Origin of the sequence: Paenibacillus sp. UMB4589-SE434 (genome assembly GCF_030226685.1) — a bacterium.
Classification (GTDB): Bacteria; Bacillota; Bacilli; order Paenibacillales; family Paenibacillaceae; genus Paenibacillus_B.
Genome location: NZ_JASOYK010000004.1, coordinates 50753 through 69775 on the forward strand (window position 1 = coordinate 50753; position 19023 = coordinate 69775).

Genomic DNA, 19023 nt, shown 5'->3' on the forward strand with positions numbered 1-19023 from the left:
CGGAAGGAAGATGAGTTTGAAAGCCAAGGATGGACAGAGTACTCATAAGCCGCAACGGAGTGCGGTTATTCATAAATCCAATGCGTGGTCGATAGCGTTCATAGGTACCGTTGCAATACTATGCCTCGTATTATGGCAGTTGACAGGGGCTTTTAAGGAAATAATTGTTGTAATATTGACCTTATTAATACTCATTTACGTGGCTCAGATGATGCGTGGAAGAACCTGGAGTACGACTAATGAGACTAAGACAGAACTGGATATTGTGCAGTCCGAAAGAAGCTCTCCGTTTGCTCAGGCAGCTTCCTATGATTATTCATCGTGGAACCTTTTATACGAACAATTGCCGATGTCGGCTGTTCTGACACGTGCTGATGGCGTTATTGTCACCGTAAACAAGGCGTTTCGAGACCATATAGGATTATCGTTTAATTATAACGGTTTAACTTGGGCCGAGTTGCTGGAGGATCGATATCTCTCTCCTTTGGTGGGAGCGATTTACAACGTCTCTTCCAAGCGGATAGATATGCAATTGGAGTTAACGGCCTATCATAAGGAAGGATTTCGTCAAGATTGGCTGGCGAGACTCGTACCTTGTCCTGTTGGATTTAGCACCCAGAATGATTATGTAATTGTTTATTTACAGGACACAAATTCGAATCGGCATATGGCAGAAAAGATTCACTATATGTCCTATTACGACGATATGACAGGTCTGCCGAACCGACGTATGTTTATGCAGCGTCTGGAAGAATCAGCTCGTATGAACATGACAGTACCTACGTCACTGGCTGTTGTTTATATGGATCTGGATCGCTTTAAGCGGATTAATGATACTTTTGGATCTGATTTTGGCGATATGCTGCTCATGCTGATTGCAGAACGATTGCTGCGCGTGATGACTGAGAACGATATGCTTGCCCGAATGGAAGGTGATGAATTCGCCTGTTTTATGACGCATGTCGCTTCGCCTGTAGAAGCATCTGAACGTGTAGAGGCACTTATGAGCGCGATGGAGGAGCCGTTTGTGCTGAACGAGGTTCCTGTACATGTGACAATGAGTGTCGGCGTGTTCCTGAGCGGCGTAAACGAAGCGACGCTTGATAGCGCCATCATGATGGTAAAACAAGCCGATACAGCCTTGTCCCGAGTGAAAGAAAAGGGAAAAAACGGTTATTTATTCTATGCACCCGAGATGAACAATCGCCCGCTTGAACGGCTGACGCTAGAGCACGAAATGAGAAAAGCGTTGTCTGAAGGCCAGTTTCAGTTGTATTATCAGCCTCAAGTGGATATGCGAACGAAGCGGATCGTAGGGGTAGAGGCTCTTGTCCGTTGGATGCATCCTGAACGTGGGGTAATATTACCTGGAGAATTCATTCCGTTGGCTGAGGAAAATGGATTTATTGTTGCGCTCGGTGAATGGGTGTTGGAGGAGGCTTGTCATCAAAATAAACGATGGCAGGATGAAGGATTGCCGCAAATCCCAGTATCGGTGAACTTGTCAGTGCGTCAGTTCGAACAGCACAATCTGACCAAAACAGTAGAGCAAGTATTAGCTTTTACCGGTTTAATGCCGCAATATCTAGATCTGGAAATTACCGAAAGTATGACGCTTGATGTATCCCGAGCTACACATGTACTTAACGAATTAAAAGAAATGGGAGTCGGTATTAGCATTGATGACTTTGGTACCGGCTATAGTTCGCTCCATTACTTGAAGAACTTCCCAATTCATCGACTAAAGATTGATCGCTCATTCGTGCGAGATTTACAGCAGGATCCAAACGATGCTGCGATTGTTTCCGCAATTATTGCGTTGGGACATACGATGAACATGCAGGTAATCGCTGAAGGTGTTGAGAATTCAGATCAACTGCAATTTTTACAAGATCATGCTTGTGATGAAATTCAAGGTTATTTCTTTAGTCCGCCATTGCCAGTGGAATCTTTTGAGGTTATGCTGCGCAAGCAAAGTGCTTGATAGTATTTGATACTATAAAATGACCTCTACATACGTCCATTTATCCATGTACATACACAAATAGGCCGTAGACCAGCTAAATGCGCTGAGCTACGGCTTTTTGCTATCCAATATGTGTATTGGTTTGGTCAGTTATGTCGTCATTTCTTCAATTTCATACAGATGAAAAGCATAAACCTGCTTCTCATCAACGTGATATACATTGAGCAGCTGAGAAGTAGAATCATAATTTAAAATACGACATGGCAAGCTCATTTTGATTCCTTTGCCTTTGTTAATTGATAAGCGGGTTAACGTCTGATGCTGAATATATTGTTCGATCTGCTTCTCGATGACCAATGTCGGACCGGTTGACGATGGAGCAGACGTATTTGATTTATTCGTGGCAGCGTGTCCTTGTGGCGATTGTATGCTAGGTGCTGCAGCACCTGGCTGAACAGGAGGCTGCTGCTTGTTGCCGTTAACGTTAGCTTGGGCGGATTGGCGAGACACCAATACGGAACCAAAGGGGGTTGTCGTATGTGCTTGCTTCTGCATAGATTCCAAAAGCTGCAGCATGGAGCCTAGCTGGGAGCCGGATTGTACGCGCAGATCCAGCACATCAGGATCATTTTGCAACAACCGAAGAATCTTCTCTAACGCTGCAGCGTTGGAACTGCTTTCAATTAGGATATCGAGACTGAATTTGTATGCAGACCGATTCATGTTGTTATTGTTAAGCATAGTCATTTAATCCCCCACCTAGTCATTATACCTATTTAAGTATCATTATATTATGACTCATCGCGCAATAAAAGTAGTTCTAAAGAACTATTTATTAAAAATAGAAAAAAATGCATAAAAGCGGTATGCACTCCGTCAACAGAGCGGCATAAAATGATACGGCAATCTTATGTGAGGGGGGATGAGATTTGATTCAAATCGTTCCTATTCAAATCGAAGGTTATACGGTTGTTGGGGTAGAGGTTCAGCTGCCAAAGACGACGCTGCTCTCCATCTCAACTGACCGCGGCTACATTATGTGTGGTGCCTTGGACGTGACACTGTTGAATGAACGCTTGAAAGACCGTCAAATTATAGCGGGGCGGGCTGTTGGCGTTCGTACACTTGAACAATTGCTGGAAGCACCTCTCGAATCCGTCACGCTAGAAGCTGAGCAACTTGGAATTCATGCTGGCATGCCAGGTAAGGAAGCACTGCTTCGCATGATATAACAACAGGCTGCCAGTGAGGCAGCCTGAAAGTTTACATTAATCTGCAATCGGCAATGCTGCTCGCTTCATGATGTCTTGAAGGGAGGTTACATAATCAGGCTCTACGATGCCGTGCTCCGTAATAATAGCTGTCACATACTCATTTGGTGTCACATCAAATGCTGGATTGTATACCTTAATGTTCTCAGGCGCTGTGCGTGAGCCAAATGCTTCAGTAATCTCGCGTTCATGCCGTTCTTCAATCGGAATCAGTTCGCCAGAAGAGGTGTTCAGATCGATCGTAGACGTTGGACAAGCAACGTAGAATGGAATCCCGTGAGCCTTGGCGAGCACAGCGAGTCCGTAAGTACCGATCTTGTTAGCTACATCGCCGTTTGCTGCAACCCGATCTGTACCGACTATTACGGCTTGAACCCAACCTTTCTGCATCACCATGGCGGCCATGTTGTCACAGATCAAAGTTACATCGATGCCGGCCTGCTGGAGTTCAAATGCGGTCAGGCGTGCGCCTTGCAGGACAGGTCTGGTCTCATCTGCAAATACTTTTAATTGTATGCCCCGCTCTTGAGCCAAATACATAGGTGCAAGTGCTGTGCCATACTTGGCTGTCGCAAGTCCCCCTGCATTGCAGTGGGTAAGAACACCCATTCCATCATGGAATAAAGAGAGGGCATGCTCACCGATTTGACGGCATACTTCCTCATCCTCCTGATGAATCAATACCGCTTCTTCAAGCAGCAGTTCATTCAGTGAGGCCACAGCAATGTTGCTCACTGTCATTAATTGCGAGGCTCGATTGCGCATGCGATCCAATGCCCAGAACAAATTTACAGCTGTAGGCCGGGATGTCGCCAAGTAGTCTGCATGTGTATTTACAGATTTAAGCCACTCAAGTGGGCTTGCTGCTTTGTCATTAAGAGCGCCAAGCACGACGCCGTATGCCGCAGCGATGCCAATCGCAGGTGCGCCGCGTACGACCATATCATGAATAGCATGCCAAACCTGACTGACTTCAGTCAGTCGCTCCATCACGATCTGAGTAGGCAGGAGCCGTTGGTCTAGCAGCTCTAACTCGTAATGTTCTGTCCAACGGACGGATACAAGTGGTTCATAACGCTCTATGGATAGGTCAAGTGTATGATCCTGTTGGTTGCTCATGATGCATGTACTCCTTTAAATGCTTGATTCGCAGCATCAATCAACTCATCGATGGAATGGATGCTGCGATTAGATGTTACCAATGCCTTACCGATAGAAAGTGCTGTACGCTGAGCTTGTTCTTTTGAGGACGTATCCGGAATCGTGTCAATGTCAGCTACATGCGCCAATCCTACGATTCTGCGAATCATCTTGCAACCAGCATAACCTGCTGTGTCCCTTAACACTTCCAGCAAATAATGGTCCTGATAGCCATGGGCCGTTGACAGGCGATCAACGCCGTGTTGATTCCAAAGCGTGCGGAACTTCATTTCGAACAGATTCCAAATGTCTCGAATCGTTGTCAGCAAATAATCTCGATATTGCTCGCGCTTGGTTACATCTTGAATCCAGTATTGTTGACCTGCCGCATTCAAGAGCAGATTGCCGATGACTGCGCCGATATCAAAGCCCATCGGACCGTAGTACGCAAATTCAGGGTCAATTACTTTAGTTGATGCAGGCGTAATAAAGATGCTGCCGGTATGTAAATCACCGTGCAGCAGCGCCTGTGACTGTGACAAGAACTTTTGTCTTAACAGCATGACCTCGAACTGAAGCGATTGATTGCTGCATAATGCGGCATGCTCGTCCAATATGGCGGAATCTATATTATTATTACTTGAGTTCGTATAGGGATCATCAAAAATGAGATCTTCGGTAATCTTACATAACTCCGGGTTAATGAACTTTTCAACTTGCCGTTTCTTGTCCTGCTGATTCATGCCGAGATCGGACGTACTGAACAGCGTCTGGGCGAGAAACTCCGAAATATGCTCTGCAAACAGCGGATATTTGGTACCTGCTATAAGTCCTTGGCGCATAATGACATGATCACTTAGGTCTTCCATAACAGTCATCGCCATATCTGCATCAAACAGATAGACTTGCGGCACAAGCTCTGGGACTGACTTTCCTTGCAAGAGGAGCGCTTCGCTTTCAATCCGTGCACGATCTATCGTCAGCGGCCAAGATTCTCCTACAACTTTTGCATAAGGAAGAGCTTGCTTGATAATAATACTTTTGTTAAGGTCTCCGTTTGCGTGTAAGGCTTGAATTCGGAACACTAGATTCAGATTTCCGTCGCCGATTTCTTCACATCGCAGTTCTGAACCAGGGGTGAAGAACCCTTTTAGGTTGCGCGCTACTTCGATTGCGTCTTCAACGGACAAGGGATGGTAAGTTGTAGCTTTTATCATAGGCGAAAAGACACCTCCCGAGTTACAATATTCCTTCAATAGAAGGTTTTACATGTTATATGCTTGCGGAATAGTATAAAGTATTTTTTTGCCTATTTAAATACTAATTTTGAAAGTGATGTTTCATGAGACGCAGACAGGGTAAATAATGATATAAGCCAGCTGGCAAAATATGCAGTAACAGTGGCAGTGGCGATCCATTAAGCGATTATGGAAGTGTAAAATATTACTACATAACGAGTTTCGGGAATCGCTTGATAAAAAGTAATTATTAGATTAGAATAATTATCAACAAGTAGTTATTAAATTTAATTTTCACACACTTTAATTTATAGGAGGCTTTTCCCATGGCTAAAGAAAATCTTCAGAAATTATTAAATCAAGAGGTAGCGAATTTGAACGTACTGTATGTGAAGCTGCATAATTACCATTGGTTTGTTAAAGGACATTTGTTCTTTACCCTGCATGAGAAATTTGAAGAGCTCTACAACGATGTTACGTTGAAAATGGATGAAGTAGCAGAACGTCTTTTAACCATTGGTGGTAAGCCTTACGCAACAATGAAAGAATATTTGGCACATACAACACTGGGTGAAGGTGACAGTGCTATTCCAGCAGACAAGATGGTTAAGCAGTTGATTGCAGATTTTAACCAATTAAATAAAGAGTTTGAAGAAGCTATGGCTGCTGCAGAAGAAGCAGGAGACGAGGCGACAAGTGATATGTTCTTGGGCATTAAGTCCGACTTCGAAAAACATGTGTGGATGCTTGATGCATACATGGGTTAATTTTAATTCACAGCATACGGATACAACTCGGTAGTATATAATTCCAATCAAAATACTAAGAATTTAGTCAACATCAGCAAGCGCATCCGTATAAGGATGCGCTTTTATTTCGAGAATTTAAATTTTTAGCCTTTATAAAATAAATACTATTTATTTTGGAAAGAGATTGTAAATGCCGAAAACGTGATAATACTGGTGTTATAAGGGTCATGATAGGGGAGTGAGGTTGAAATGGTAAGTTGAAACAATTAAAATCATATTGAGAATCATTGAGAATCACTTTATAATAACTATAATGTGATAAATTTTATAGAATTCACGCTTGGCTGTTTTAAGAACCGCATATTCACTTCAAGTTATTTATAAGCAACTATCAAACCATGAACATTTGGAGGTACAGGACACATGGCAACTCAATTCGTCATTGATGGTCTGAAAGCGACCATTGAAGGAAAAGAAATTTTAAAAGGTATCAATTTGGAAATGAAGGGTGGCGAGGTTCACGCTATCATGGGACCAAACGGTACTGGTAAAAGTACTCTTGCGTCTGCTCTGATGGGTCATCCTAAGTATGAAGTGACAGATGGTGCTGTTTCTCTCGATGGGGAAGATGTACTCGAAATGGAAGTAGACGAGCGCGCACGTGCAGGTCTGTTCCTTGCTATGCAATATCCAAGTGAGATTGCTGGCGTTACGAACTCTGATTTCTTGCGCAGTGCGATTAACGCACGTCGTGGTGAAGGAAACGAGATTTCCCTTATCAAGTTCATTCGCCAAATGGAAAGTAAGATGAAGGAATTGGACATGAACGATGAGTTCGCACATCGTTACCTGAATGAAGGTTTCTCCGGTGGTGAGAAGAAGCGTAACGAGATTCTGCAAATGATGATGATCGAGCCTAAGATTGTTATTCTCGATGAGATCGACTCTGGTCTGGATATCGATGCGTTGAAGATCGTAGCAAACGGTGTAAATGCGATGCGCAACGAAGATCGCGGCTTCTTGATTATTACGCACTACCAACGTCTGTTGAACTACATCAATCCAGATTTCGTCCATGTGATGATGCAAGGCCGTATCGTAAAATCCGGCGGACCAGAGCTTGCACAGCGTCTGGAAGCAGAAGGTTACGATTGGGTAAAAGAAGAGCTAGGCATTACAGACGAAACTGTTGGTCATGACGAGTAGTCGTAACGATCGATAGACAGGAGGAGCGATAGACCGATGAGTACCGAAACTGTAGTACCCGTAGACCGCGAAGCGGTCGCTGCTCTTTCCCGCAGCAAACAAGAGCCTGCTTGGTTAGCGGAGCAACGTTTGCGAGCACTGGATAAAGCAGCAACACTTGAGAATCCAAAGCTCGAGAAAACAAAAATAGATCGCTGGAACATTTCTGAGTATGGTAAGGCTGCTGATGTGCAAGCAGTAGCCAACCTTTCCGAAGTGCCTGCTGCTGCACGTAATATTTTGCGGGGTGAGAATAATGTTGACCCAAGCAGTGTGCTGGTACAGGTAAATTCCGGTGTTATATATGCAACGCTTCAAGATGAGTTGAAGCAACAAGGTGTTATTTTTACAGATTTGGAGACAGCTGCTCGTGAGCATGAAGAGCTGGTCAAACCTTATCTGATGCAAGCTGTTCAAGCAGATGAGCACCGTGTTGCTGCCCTGCATGCAGCGGTATGGAATGGTGGAGCCTTCTTGTATGTGCCAAAGAACGTCGAAGTTGATATTCCACTTCAAGCCTTGTTCTATCATCAGGATGCGAACGCGACATTTGCACCGCATGTACTGATTGTTGCAGATACAAACAGCCGTGTGAACTACGTGGATAACTATATTTCCGATGAACATGATACACCGTCCGTTCATAACGGCGTTGTTGAAATATTTGTCAAGGCTGGAGCGAAGGTGACTTATGCTTCTATCCACCATTTATCTGAAGCAACAGCTGATATCTCTTTCCGCCGTGCGATTGTGGAAAATGACGGCGAGATCGAGTGGATTGTTGGTGAAATGCATAACGGCAATGCAGTATCCGAAACAACTTCGATTCTGAAGGGTAATGGTGCAAACTCGGATGCGAAACTGATTTGCATTGGTAATGGAGAGCAGAAGCTGAACATTACGACAAAAGCCGTTCATTTCGGCAAGAGTACAAACAGTCAGATGATTACTCGCGCAGTTATGCGTGAAGCGGCTACGGCGATCATCAACGGAATTACGAAGATCGAGAAGGGTGCCACAAAAGCAGACGGCCAGCAGACAGAACGTGTATTGATGCTTAGCCCTAAAGCACGCGGCGATGCGAACCCGATTCTCCTGATCGACGAAGATGACGTAACGGCAGGACACGCAGCATCTGCGGGTCAAGTCAACCAAGAACAGGTCTACTATATGATGTCACGCGGAATCTCTCGCTCTGATGCTGAGAACTTAATCATTCGCGGCTTCTTGGCACCAGTAGTATCGGATATTCCTAACGAGCAGCTGCAGCAGCTTCTCAAGCGTTACATTGAAAGGAAGTTAGGACAATGATTGGACGCGAACTTCGTGAGCAGTTTCCGATTCTAAATCAGAACGTCAACGGATACCCGTTAGTATATCTGGATAGCGCAGCTACATCACAGAAGCCACACCGTGTGATTGAGGCGGTTAAGAAATATTACGAATGGGACAATTCTAACGTACATCGCGGCGTGCATACCCTTGGTTCACGTGCGACGGACGCTTACGAAGGTGCGCGTGAGAAAGTGGCGCGCTTCCTCCATGCGAAGAGCCCAGAGGAGATCGTCTTTACACGTGGTACAACAACTGCGCTGAATCTGGTAGCGAGCTCTTATGCACGCTCGGTGTGCAAAGAGGGAGACGAGATCGTGATTACGCCAATGGAGCATCACAGCAATCTGATCCCTTGGCAGCAAGCAGCTAAAGCAACAGGAGCTACACTTAAATATATACCGCTGCAGGATGATGGAACGATCTCACTTGCAGATGTAGAAGCAACGATCACGGATCATACGAAGGTTGTATCTGTGATGTATGTCTCCAACGTGCTTGGCCTTGTAAATCCGATTAAGGAGATTGGCGAGATTGCACACCGTCACGGTGCCGTAATGGTTGTGGACGGGGCACAGAGTTCGCCGCATATGAAAGTGGACGTACAGGATTTGAATTGTGACTTCTATACTTTGTCCGGTCATAAGATGTGCGGCCCTACTGGAATCGGCGCTTTATATGGCAAGAAAGCCCTGTTGAATCAGATGGAACCAATCGAATACGGCGGCGAGATGATCGACTTTGTTGATTTGTATGAATCAACATGGAAAGATACTCCATGGCGATTTGAGGGCGGAACGCCTATTATTGCAGGTGCAGTTGGCCTGGGGGCGGCAATTGATTTCCTTCAGGAAATCGGAATGGATACGATTCATGAACATGAGCGTAAGTTGGCGGCATATGCATATGATAAGTTATCTATGATTGACGGCATCACTATCTTTGGTCCTGAGCAAGATCGTGTAGGTCTGGTGACGTTTAATCTGGATGACATCCATCCGCATGATGTAGCTACGGTTCTGGATGCTAAAGGTATCGCTATTCGAGCAGGACATCACTGCTGTCAGCCGTTGATGAGATGGCTGGAAGTGAGCGCAACGGCTAGAGCGAGCTTTTATTTATACAACACAGAGCATGACATTGACCAGCTTGTAAAGGCGTTGCTGGAGACAAAGGAGTATTTTAGCGATGCAATTGGATGATTTGTACCGCCGCGTCATCATGGACCATTATAAGAAACCGCGGAATCGGGGTACATTTGAGGCCGATGCGGTGACGATAGACCTGAACAATCCAACCTGTGGAGATCGTATCTCGCTGCAGTTAAAGGTTGAAGACGGCATTGTACAGGATGCTCGCTATACTGGGGAAGGCTGTTCGATCAGCATGTCCAGTGCTTCGATGATGACGGACGCAGTGAAGGGCATGAAGCTGGAGCAGGCGCTGGAGTTTGCAGACCGCTTCTCTGCTATGGTTAAGGGTGAAGATGTAACATTTGACGAATATGAAGATATTGAGGCGTTGTCGGGCGTATGCAAGTTCCCGGCACGTATAAAGTGTGCGACGTTGGCTTGGAATGCGTTGCGAAAAGGAATTGAAGAGCCTAAATAGGCTCTTGAGTGAGTACGTAACCCGTACAAAAGGAGGTACACGGCTATGGCTAAGCAAATGCCTGAAATGGAAGAGTATAAATATGGCTTCCGCGACAATCACCAAGCGGTGTTCCAATCCGGTAAAGGCTTGACACCGGAAATCGTCAAGGAAATTTCTAAGATTAAAGGCGAGTCCGAATGGATGTTGAACTTCCGTTTGAAATCGCTGGATCAATTTAACAAGATGGAAACACCAAATTGGGGCGGAGATCTCGATGGACTCGATTTTAACGATATCCAGTACTATGTTCGCCCTTCCGAGAAGCAAGGAAAGACGTGGGAAGAGGTTCCTGCGGAAATTAAAGAAACGTTTGATAAGCTTGGTATTCCTGAAGCAGAGCAAAAGTTCTTGGCAGGGGTATCCGCTCAGTACGAATCTGAGGTTGTATACCACAGCATGCAGAAAGATCTTGAAGACCAGGGCGTTATCTTTACAGATACGGACACAGCGCTTCGTGAACATCCAGAGCTGTTCAAAGAGTACTTTGGAACAGTTGTTCCAATTGCAGACAACAAGTTTGCGGCACTGAATAGCGCGGTATGGTCTGGAGGAAGTTTCATTTATGTTCCGAAGGGCGTAAAATGTGAAATTCCATTACAAGCATATTTCCGTATTAACTCGGAAAATATGGGCCAATTCGAGCGTACGCTCATCATCGCGGACGAAGATAGCTTTGTTCACTATGTAGAAGGCTGTACAGCTCCTATTTACAGCACAAATTCATTGCACAGTGCGGTTGTTGAGATTATCGTCAAGAAGAACGCTCGCGTTCGTTATACGACGATTCAGAACTGGGCGCCTAACATTTACAACCTAGTGACGAAGCGTGCTGTATGTGAAGAAAATGCGAACATGGAGTGGGTTGACGGCAACATCGGCTCCAAGTTGACGATGAAGTATCCAGCGGTAATATTAAAAGGCCGTGGCGCTAAAGGCTCAGTGTTGTCCATTGCAGTTGCGGGCAAAGGTCAGCATCAAGACGCTGGAGCAAAAATGATTCATCTTGCACCTGACACGACTTCGACGATTATTTCCAAGTCGATCTCGAAGCACGGCGGCAAGGTGACGTATCGTGGTCTGGCATCGTTTGGTCGTAATTCGGAAGGTTCCAAGTCTAACGTTAAGTGTGATACGCTGATATTGGATAACGAATCTACCTCTGATACGATTCCATATAATGAGATTATGAATGACAACATTCAACTAGAACATGAAGCTACGGTATCCAAAGTATCCGAAGATCAGCTGTTCTACTTGATGAGCCGCGGTTTGACTGAGAACGAAGCTACACAAATGATCGTAATGGGCTTCATCGAGCCGTTTACGAAAGAACTGCCGATGGAATATGCGGTAGAGATGAATCGCCTTATCAAGTTCGAGATGGAAGGCTCCATAGGTTAAGATAATTACAGATGTATTAAAGGCTAAGCGGTATTGTTAGTGTGCTGACACCGTTATGATACCGTTTAGTCAAATACATTCATTATTTTTTCTTCTTTTAGTGAATAAGTGTTTGTACTGAGTATTGTCATGTCACATGTGCTCTTATACGAGATATATGAACACAGTATTAATGATTAGTAGCATGATTATATCGTATATCATGATGATTACGTATCTAAGGCAATACTTGTTTATATTTACTGTAATAATGTGAATAGTGATAAGGTGTTGGTCCGCCGGACACATACATGTCATCATTGAATCCGTATATCTTTTGTGCGGGTTCTTTTTTGTTTGACGGATTGTCACGCTAAGTGCGACAGGACATCAACGAAAGATTCGTGAGCGAACTTCCAGTCATGACATTTCCTGGGTTGGTGATTGATAAGGTAGATGGAATGTGCCAAATCCTTGTCTGTGACCTCAGCAAAATTCTTGCCTTTAGGGAAGAATTCCCGAAGAAGTCCGGTGCTGTTTTCGTTGGAACCTCGCTGCCAGGAAGAGTAGGGATCGGCAAAGTATATAGATAAATCGTGAAAGGATTCTAACGAAGCATAACAGGCAAATTCCTTCCCTCGATCTGCTGTAGTTGTAAGAAATGTCCCTTGTGGAAACTGTGAGGAAGCAACACCAAAGGCAATTTCCACAGAATGCGCTTACGATCAGGCATCTTTATAGCTACATATAGGCGCGTCTTGCGCTCTATGAAGGTCGCAGCACAGGCACGACTCTTTCCTCGACTAGAGACAACCGTATCTAGTTCCCAGTGTCCGACTGTTGTGCGTTTCTTCACCACTTTCGGTCGCCCACCAATCGTTTTACCTGCAAGGAAACGTCCGCGCGTCACTTTAGGCTTACGCCGTTTACCCTTATGTCGCAGCACCTTTACTTCACCTGCAGTAAGGCGTCCAGCATAGAGCCAACGGTATATTGTATTGAAGCATACGAACGATACTCCGCTCACTCTCCTATGCTCGGCGATTTGCTCGGACGACCAAGTCTGCTGTAGGTTCTCTTCCAGTTTGCTTGCCAACTCAGGTGTAAACTGAACCACTGGTTTGAAGGATCCTCGAATTTGAGTGTAGGCAGTCTGTGCAATCTTTGCTGTATACGTTTCACCGCTACTTACCCGGTTCGGCTCACTAGTAGTGGTGGAGTGATGTCTGCCTAGCTGCTTGCCAATCTCTCGATCGGACGATCCCTATCGCAGCAAGATTTCTAGCTGACTGCTTCGGTTATGCTAAGATGTGTGTAGTCCATAGTTTGATTCTCCTGTCCAGGCGCCAAATCGGTCGTATCATGAAAGAGCAGGGTCTTGTGTCTACGTACACGATAGCGCAGTATAAACCACATAAGACCGTTTGTAACGAAGCAACAACAGCGAAGCGAATGTGCTGAAGCGTGAATTCGATCAAACCGAAGCAAAACGCTTCGTGGTCAGCGATCTCACTTATGTCAAAGTTCAGCTCAAGTGGCACTACATTTGTGTGCTCATTGACTTATTTAATCGAGAAATCAATGGCCATAACGCAGGTTTCAATAAAGACGCTGCTCTAATTTCCCGTGCCTTTGCCACAGTAGAAGGCGACTTATGCGACATTCAGGTGGTTTCATACGGATCGTGGAATTGAATTTATGAACCAAGACATGGACGAGCTACTGGGGACTTTTGATATTGGTCGCTCTCTGAGCATGAAAGGCTGTCCTTACGACAACACCGTTGCTGAAGCCACCTACAAAGTGATGAAAACAGAATTTGTAAACCAGATGAATTTTCAAAAGCCTCCACCATCTAAAGTTGTTATATCAAGCAGCTAAAAATGATAGGGGAGGTCATTATTATTGAAAGTTCTATTTTCTATAAATATAAATATGAGCTAAGATGTGCAGCTTGGCGACTGCAGTACAAAAATAGAATTTACATGAATAAAGAACTACTGTTGTTTAATGAAACTCAGATGAGTCAAACACCAGACGAAAAGACTATTGAACGACTTTACATTCAAGGTTTATTAAGAGAAGTTCCTTTTGAAAAAGGAAGAAAAATTATTTATGAGATATTTATTAACGGAAAAACGGAATCAGAAGTGGCAGCAGAATTAAAAATAACACAACAGGCGGTTAGTAAATGGAGAAGGAAGACACTCAAGTATTTATACCAGAAGATGAGTTCTTAAATTTGCTAATAAAGGTTAGAGAAGGGGATGGAAAAGCATTAACAGTCGCTATGGCGTTGTTTGAGGAAGATATGTGGTCTTATGTGGAACATATTAAAATGCCGAAAGACGACGTTATGCAGACTTTGAGGTTAGAGCTTCTTGTTATGTTGAAGAAATAAATGTGAAATATTTCTTTGTGCTAGGTTGTTATTTTACTTCAAAAACCTCCTATATAGTGAAAAGAGAAAATTCGGCGCTGAAGAAACCTTTTCAAAATAATTTAATATTAGGAGGATTATATAATGGCTTCGGAATATCTTCAAGAACTTGAACTAAATTTGGATCAAATTATAGCTATGCAAGGTGCGCAATATGCTATATACGAAGAAAGCTTTAACACTGATACACCAAGCGGATCTCAGCTTGCTGCTCGGTTGGGGGCTTTTTCCACAGTTTTGGGAGTAGTATTTATTAAATCAACATCCAAAGGATTAGCGGCAGGCATTGTCAGCATTATAACTGGTATGGTTTCTTCCCAGAAGTCTTTGTTAGCAAGCTATGTGAAAGATGGGCATTTTCACATGTCCAATCTTGTAAACTTCTTAAGGGCGAACACGCAATATGACCGAATTAAGGTTAAGCTTCCATTCCTTGAGTACGAACACGCAGATGGCAATATTCGATTTGTCACCGGAAAAGGTATTATTACAGGGGCTCATAACCGCGGTGGTACTTGGGATTATATGAACTAATCATCTGATTTAAATTCTCGAGTAAAAGAGACAACCGACGAGGTTGTCTCTTTTCTATTACAAACAAATTAATACATACCTTATGTGATTATTCTTTTACCCGCGAAAATAAACGATAAATATCGTCCAAGTCATTAAAATCAAAATGGTCTGTGATCCTGTATGAATGATGTTCCTCTGACGCAAAATCAAAGGTTGAAACACTACCATCTTCGGAAATAATAAATGAAAAGATTAATTCGTGCTCCCCTCCAATAGAGAACTGATAAGCTGTATCATTAGGAGTAGATTTAGCAGAAGAATCATTTTTTAATTTCATTTCAGTAAATGCCTTCATAATTTGTTCTATGTCCTTTTTATCTTTTATGTAAACATCAGTATGTTTTTTAATTTCTTTTGAAGAATACTTCTGTATTAGAATAGATTGAATTTCTTTTTCTTTTAAATATTCCATAACCATGTCGTTTAAAGAAGCGGTCAGCTGGGCTTTATAAACAGTGATTCCTATAATACCAATGGTTAATAATACAACAAAAATAAAAATAGATTTCTTGTATTGCTTCATGTTATTCTCTCCTTTTATTACACAGAGTGTATTACAATATTAAGTTAACTCCTTTTTATCATAATGGACTAGTGAGAATAAAAAGGAGTTAGATTAAAACTAAATCATTTTTTTAGTTGAAATAATAATTGCCCAAGGAATTCAATTCTCCTTATGGTAAAAATAAAAACTTGAAACAGAGGAACTTTTGCATATTTTTAAATGCTAGTTAAAGCTCCATGAAAAATAACTGAGAAATTCATCATGCTGTGGAGCGAACGGGAGAACCATCGACAAAGTATTCTTCACACGTTAATCACAGACCCTTGGAATTGATATGTTTATTGGTTTGTAACGGAGGTTCAGACTCGAGTCTGAAATAGAGTTATTTGAGGATAACAAAATTGTTAATAAAAGTAAATGATTCGGAAGTCTTATTATAAATAAGACTCTAAGTATCTTTATCCCCGTGTGATGTGCTAACTGTCATTTAAGTTTGTTCGTACTATAATCTGTATTTTAACACATAGCTTACGTACTCTAGAAATCCCTATACCCAAATTTTAATGAGGGAATGCTCTCCTGACTACTCCATCTGCAAAAATTCAACATATCTATTTACTAGAGGCTTTTTTGTTTCTATATTAATGCTTAAATCAGATTGATATCGTAGGAGTTTAGTGATTCATCTATGATACCGATACTTACGAAAACTATACAAGAGAGCGACAACTATACTGAGAGAAACGAGTTTCTTCTATTATATCTGTGTTTGTTTGCGTTACTTTTGCTGAGGTATAGTCGAGAAGGTAGGCTCCATAGGTTAATAGGTAGAAAACACTTGTATCCCAAGGGTCATGGGTATTAATGTACTCTGGTTGAAATCGTTTATGCCGATTTGATTATCTTTTTGCATAGGAGGCGAACCTTTTAAGTTCGCCTTCTTTTGTTATTTATTATTAGAACAAGGCGTACGGTTGTTAGATTTCACATACATTTGTTTATGTAAGAGAGTGTTTTATATTACATTGTTAATCGCGAGATCTATCTCCACATATGTGCATTCATTTCCCAACGGATTTAAAAAACATAGAAATAACTGCAATAACAAGAATCATAGACGATGATGTGGAACGGTAGTTTATTATATCGATTCGATTCCCTTTCAGTATTACTCATATAGAGGGGAAGTGTACGCATAACATTGAGTTAGTCGTTCATTTTAACCTTAGCAAGTGACAACAGCCATTCGACAATGTCAGTAGATACAAAATAGGCTTGTCCATAGAGGACAAGCCTATTGTTGATCCTATTCGTGAAGTACACGTTCGATCTCCAGCTTGCGATTCTGGGACAGATCGATAAATTGCTGGTCCACACGGACAAGCGGTCTGAAAAATTCAGTGTTATGATTCATAACGATAATTCCAGTACGGCCATCTGTTAGGACGACTTGCTTATGTAAGAAATTAGGAAGCATATAGCGAATGAAAGTATGTGTAATCACAGGATCGAGCTGGTCGAAGCTCATCTGATACAGTTCCTTTAATACGCTGAATAAATCTTGCTTCTCGCGGTATGCTCGCTTGGAGATCATGGCGCTGTATACATCGGCTACAGCAACGATCTTGGCAACTTTATGAATCTGATCGCCTGTTAACGACAACGGGTATCCGCTTCCATTCATTCGCTCATGATGCTGCAAAGCGGCAAATGAAAGCCAGTCGTCATTGTAGCTGGCATTAATAATCTCATGTCCAGCGATTGTGTGTTTCTTCATTTGCTCGAATTCATCTGGCGTAAGCGGAGACGGCTTGTTCAGAATGGCTTGATCAATACGGCATTTGCCGATATCATGCAAGTAACCTGCTTTGCCGATTCGCAGTGATTCGCTTGGACTATAACCGAGCCACGTAGCCAAGAAATACGATAACATGCTGACTTTAATCGATTGCTGGCACGTATAGTCGTCCTCTGAATTCAATTGCAATAATAAGGATACGACATCACGTTCTTTCTTGAACTCCTCCAACAGCGGGGTAATCGTATTCTCCACAACTTCATGGACGATTACACCATTGGCCTGTGCATGATTAAACAACAAATTAGTGTCTTTAAGCGCTTCCTCATACCTCGGGAAAAAGCGATCATGAACGGAGGCTGGAGTAGCTTCCTTCAATTCTGCCGCGGCAGCCGTCAGTGTCATGGTATCGATATTGGATTGCGGGCTTACTCTTTCCATAATATCCAGCATATCGATATTATGACGTTTAAGAATGGCTATATCTCGGTCTCTAATAATGGTGCCAGCTGAGATAATGTTAACTCCATTCTCATTAAAAATATCTTTGATGATAATATCTCCATCATGTACTTCAGTAACATGAACGCGCATGGTGCGATTCACCGATCCCTAACTGTATTTGACTTCATGTAAAGTTATCATAACAACATTATTCCAGCCATACAATAACATTAGGCAAAAAAACAGCTATATTGACGAATAATCATGAAATATATTCTAATTTGTAGATTTCTATTAAGTTGAAATGGAAACTTTTGTGCGCAAGGGGGTGGATTTGCCGACCATAGTCATTCTTTATGGTTTCTGATATGCTTATAGTTGGCTTCTGGGACATACATATAAGGTAGCGTTCTTACGAATGAGAGGAGTGTGATTTTATATGCTAACCGTTTTAGTTGCCATCTTACTAGGTGTGGTAGAAGGTCTAACAGAATTTATTCCTGTATCCTCAACTGGACATATGATTTTGACGGCCAAGCTGATGGGGATTAATGATCAGAGTGAACTGTTGAAATCATTTGAGATCGCGATCCAGCTAGGAGCTATATTAGCAATCACAATTGTATACTGGAATCGCATATTATCGATGTTTGGATTAAAGCAGCAAACCGTCTCTAAAGGATATGTACCGCAGAAACAGCTTAATTTGCTGCATGTAGCATTAGGCATCACACCTGCATTGTTGACAGCATATCTGGCCAAAGACTTTATTAAAAACTTGTTCAGCGCCAGCACGGTACTGTGGGCATTAGTCGCAGGAGCTATATTTATGGTAGCTGCTGAGTGGGTCGGTTCACGACGTCGTCCCTCGGCGGAAACATTGGATAACATTAGCTACGGCCAGGCGTTAATGATCGGCATTTATCAGATCATCTCCGTGCTATGGCCTGGATTCTCCCGTTCCGGTTCGACGATGTCAGGAGGCATGTTGAGCGGAGTGAGTTATCGGGCAGCGGCGGATTTTTCTTTCTTGATGGCCATACCCATTATGATAGTTGTTTGCGGGTATGAATTAATGAACAGCTATAAGTTGTTTACACCTGGAGTGCTTGGCTTTTTTGCACTTGGATTTATCGTGTCGTTTGCTGTTGCATACATAGTTGTGGTGGCCTTTTTGAGTCATATTCAAAATATTAAGCTGTGGCATTTTGCAATATATCGGCTTGTGCTGGCGGGAACGTTCTGGTTTTTTGTTATGCGTTAGGCCTGATCGACGGACAACTGTG

17 protein-coding genes and 2 pseudogenes are annotated in these 19023 nt (G+C 42.9%); 13 read left to right on the top strand and 6 right to left on the bottom strand.

Going from position 1 to position 19023, the window contains the following annotated elements; genetic code table 11:
* Positions 1-10: 10 nt before the first annotated feature.
* Positions 11-1984, top strand: a complete 1974-nt coding sequence (locus tag QP775_RS15510) for a putative bifunctional diguanylate cyclase/phosphodiesterase (RefSeq protein ID WP_239326225.1) — start codon at positions 11-13, stop codon at positions 1982-1984.
* Between the two features lie 132 nt (positions 1985-2116).
* Here the strand turns inward: QP775_RS15510 and QP775_RS15515 are convergent, their stop codons facing one another.
* Positions 2117-2713 carry a hypothetical protein gene (locus QP775_RS15515; RefSeq protein WP_285107372.1) on the bottom strand — a complete coding sequence of 199 codons (597 nt, stop codon included), beginning with the start codon at positions 2711-2713 and terminating at the stop codon, positions 2117-2119.
* 182 nt (positions 2714-2895) lie between these two features.
* Here QP775_RS15515 and QP775_RS15520 point away from each other — a divergent pair, with 182 nt between their 5' ends.
* On the top strand, positions 2896-3198 hold the full coding sequence (locus QP775_RS15520; protein ID WP_239326229.1) for a YunC family protein: 303 nt from the start codon (positions 2896-2898) through the stop codon (positions 3196-3198).
* Between the two features lie 36 nt (positions 3199-3234).
* Here QP775_RS15520 and mtnA read toward each other — a convergent pair whose 3' ends face one another.
* The gene (gene mtnA, locus QP775_RS15525; protein WP_285107374.1) at positions 3235-4356 is read right to left on the bottom strand and encodes an S-methyl-5-thioribose-1-phosphate isomerase; all 1122 of its coding nucleotides are present in this window, start codon (positions 4354-4356) and stop codon (positions 3235-3237) included.
* Complete coding sequence (gene mtnK, locus QP775_RS15530; protein WP_285107376.1) at positions 4353-5594, bottom strand: S-methyl-5-thioribose kinase; 1242 nt, start codon at positions 5592-5594, stop codon at positions 4353-4355. Before mtnK ends, mtnA begins: the two co-directional genes overlap by 4 nt.
* 347 nt (positions 5595-5941) lie before the next feature.
* On the opposite strand from mtnK, the gene QP775_RS15535 reads away from it, so the two are divergent.
* The 6 genes from QP775_RS15535 (at position 5942) to sufB (ending at position 11995) form a co-directional block, all read left to right on the top strand.
* Positions 5942-6382: a Dps family protein gene (locus QP775_RS15535; protein WP_239326235.1), complete on the top strand. Its 441-nt coding sequence runs from the start codon at positions 5942-5944 to the stop codon at positions 6380-6382.
* 405 nt (positions 6383-6787) lie between these two features.
* Positions 6788-7570 (top strand): Fe-S cluster assembly ATPase SufC, encoded by a 783-nt coding sequence (gene sufC, locus QP775_RS15540; protein ID WP_239326237.1) that lies wholly within the window; start codon positions 6788-6790, stop codon positions 7568-7570.
* A gap of 36 nt (positions 7571-7606) precedes the next feature.
* Complete coding sequence (sufD, locus tag QP775_RS15545; protein WP_239326239.1) at positions 7607-8920, top strand: Fe-S cluster assembly protein SufD; 1314 nt, start codon at positions 7607-7609, stop codon at positions 8918-8920.
* Positions 8917-10143 (top strand): cysteine desulfurase, encoded by a 1227-nt coding sequence (locus QP775_RS15550; protein ID WP_285107380.1) that lies wholly within the window; start codon positions 8917-8919, stop codon positions 10141-10143. Before sufD ends, QP775_RS15550 begins: the two co-directional genes overlap by 4 nt.
* Positions 10130-10552 (top strand): Fe-S cluster assembly sulfur transfer protein SufU, encoded by a 423-nt coding sequence (sufU, locus tag QP775_RS15555; protein WP_028546142.1) that lies wholly within the window; start codon positions 10130-10132, stop codon positions 10550-10552. Before QP775_RS15550 ends, sufU begins: the two co-directional genes overlap by 14 nt.
* 45 nt (positions 10553-10597) lie before the next feature.
* Positions 10598-11995 carry a Fe-S cluster assembly protein SufB gene (gene sufB / locus QP775_RS15560; protein ID WP_239326243.1) on the top strand — a complete coding sequence of 466 codons (1398 nt, stop codon included), beginning with the start codon at positions 10598-10600 and terminating at the stop codon, positions 11993-11995.
* A gap of 347 nt (positions 11996-12342) precedes the next feature.
* Here sufB and QP775_RS15565 read toward each other — a convergent pair.
* A pseudogene (locus QP775_RS15565) lies at positions 12343-13297 on the bottom strand (IS30 family transposase).
* Positions 13298-13428: 131 nt separating this feature from the next.
* Between QP775_RS15565 and QP775_RS25865 the strand changes: the two are divergent.
* From QP775_RS25865 to QP775_RS15580, 4 genes and pseudogenes are all read left to right on the top strand, one after another.
* Positions 13429-13668 (top strand): hypothetical protein, encoded by a 240-nt coding sequence (locus QP775_RS25865; protein ID WP_483312020.1) that lies wholly within the window; start codon positions 13429-13431, stop codon positions 13666-13668.
* Positions 13649-13795 (top strand): annotated as a pseudogene (locus tag QP775_RS25870) (IS3 family transposase); the annotation flags it as partial. The gene QP775_RS25865 and the pseudogene QP775_RS25870, both read left to right, overlap by 20 nt.
* 164 nt (positions 13796-13959) lie before the next feature.
* On the top strand, positions 13960-14214 hold the full coding sequence (locus QP775_RS15575; RefSeq protein WP_285107383.1) for a hypothetical protein: 255 nt from the start codon (positions 13960-13962) through the stop codon (positions 14212-14214).
* A gap of 284 nt (positions 14215-14498) precedes the next feature.
* Positions 14499-14948: a hypothetical protein gene (locus tag QP775_RS15580; protein ID WP_285107385.1), complete on the top strand. Its 450-nt coding sequence runs from the start codon at positions 14499-14501 to the stop codon at positions 14946-14948.
* A gap of 88 nt (positions 14949-15036) precedes the next feature.
* Here QP775_RS15580 and QP775_RS15585 read toward each other — a convergent pair whose 3' ends face one another.
* Both QP775_RS15585 and QP775_RS15590 read right to left on the bottom strand, forming a co-directional pair.
* Positions 15037-15513: a hypothetical protein gene (locus QP775_RS15585; RefSeq protein WP_285107387.1), complete on the bottom strand. Its 477-nt coding sequence runs from the start codon at positions 15511-15513 to the stop codon at positions 15037-15039.
* A gap of 1288 nt (positions 15514-16801) precedes the next feature.
* Positions 16802-17887 carry an HD-GYP domain-containing protein gene (locus tag QP775_RS15590; RefSeq protein WP_285107390.1) on the bottom strand — a complete coding sequence of 362 codons (1086 nt, stop codon included), beginning with the start codon at positions 17885-17887 and terminating at the stop codon, positions 16802-16804.
* Positions 17888-18176: 289 nt separating this feature from the next.
* Between QP775_RS15590 and QP775_RS15595 the strand changes: the two genes are divergently transcribed.
* A complete protein-coding gene (locus QP775_RS15595) occupies positions 18177-19001 on the top strand; it encodes an undecaprenyl-diphosphate phosphatase (RefSeq protein ID WP_285107392.1) in 825 nt (274 codons plus the stop codon).
* Positions 19002-19023 lie beyond the last annotated feature (22 nt).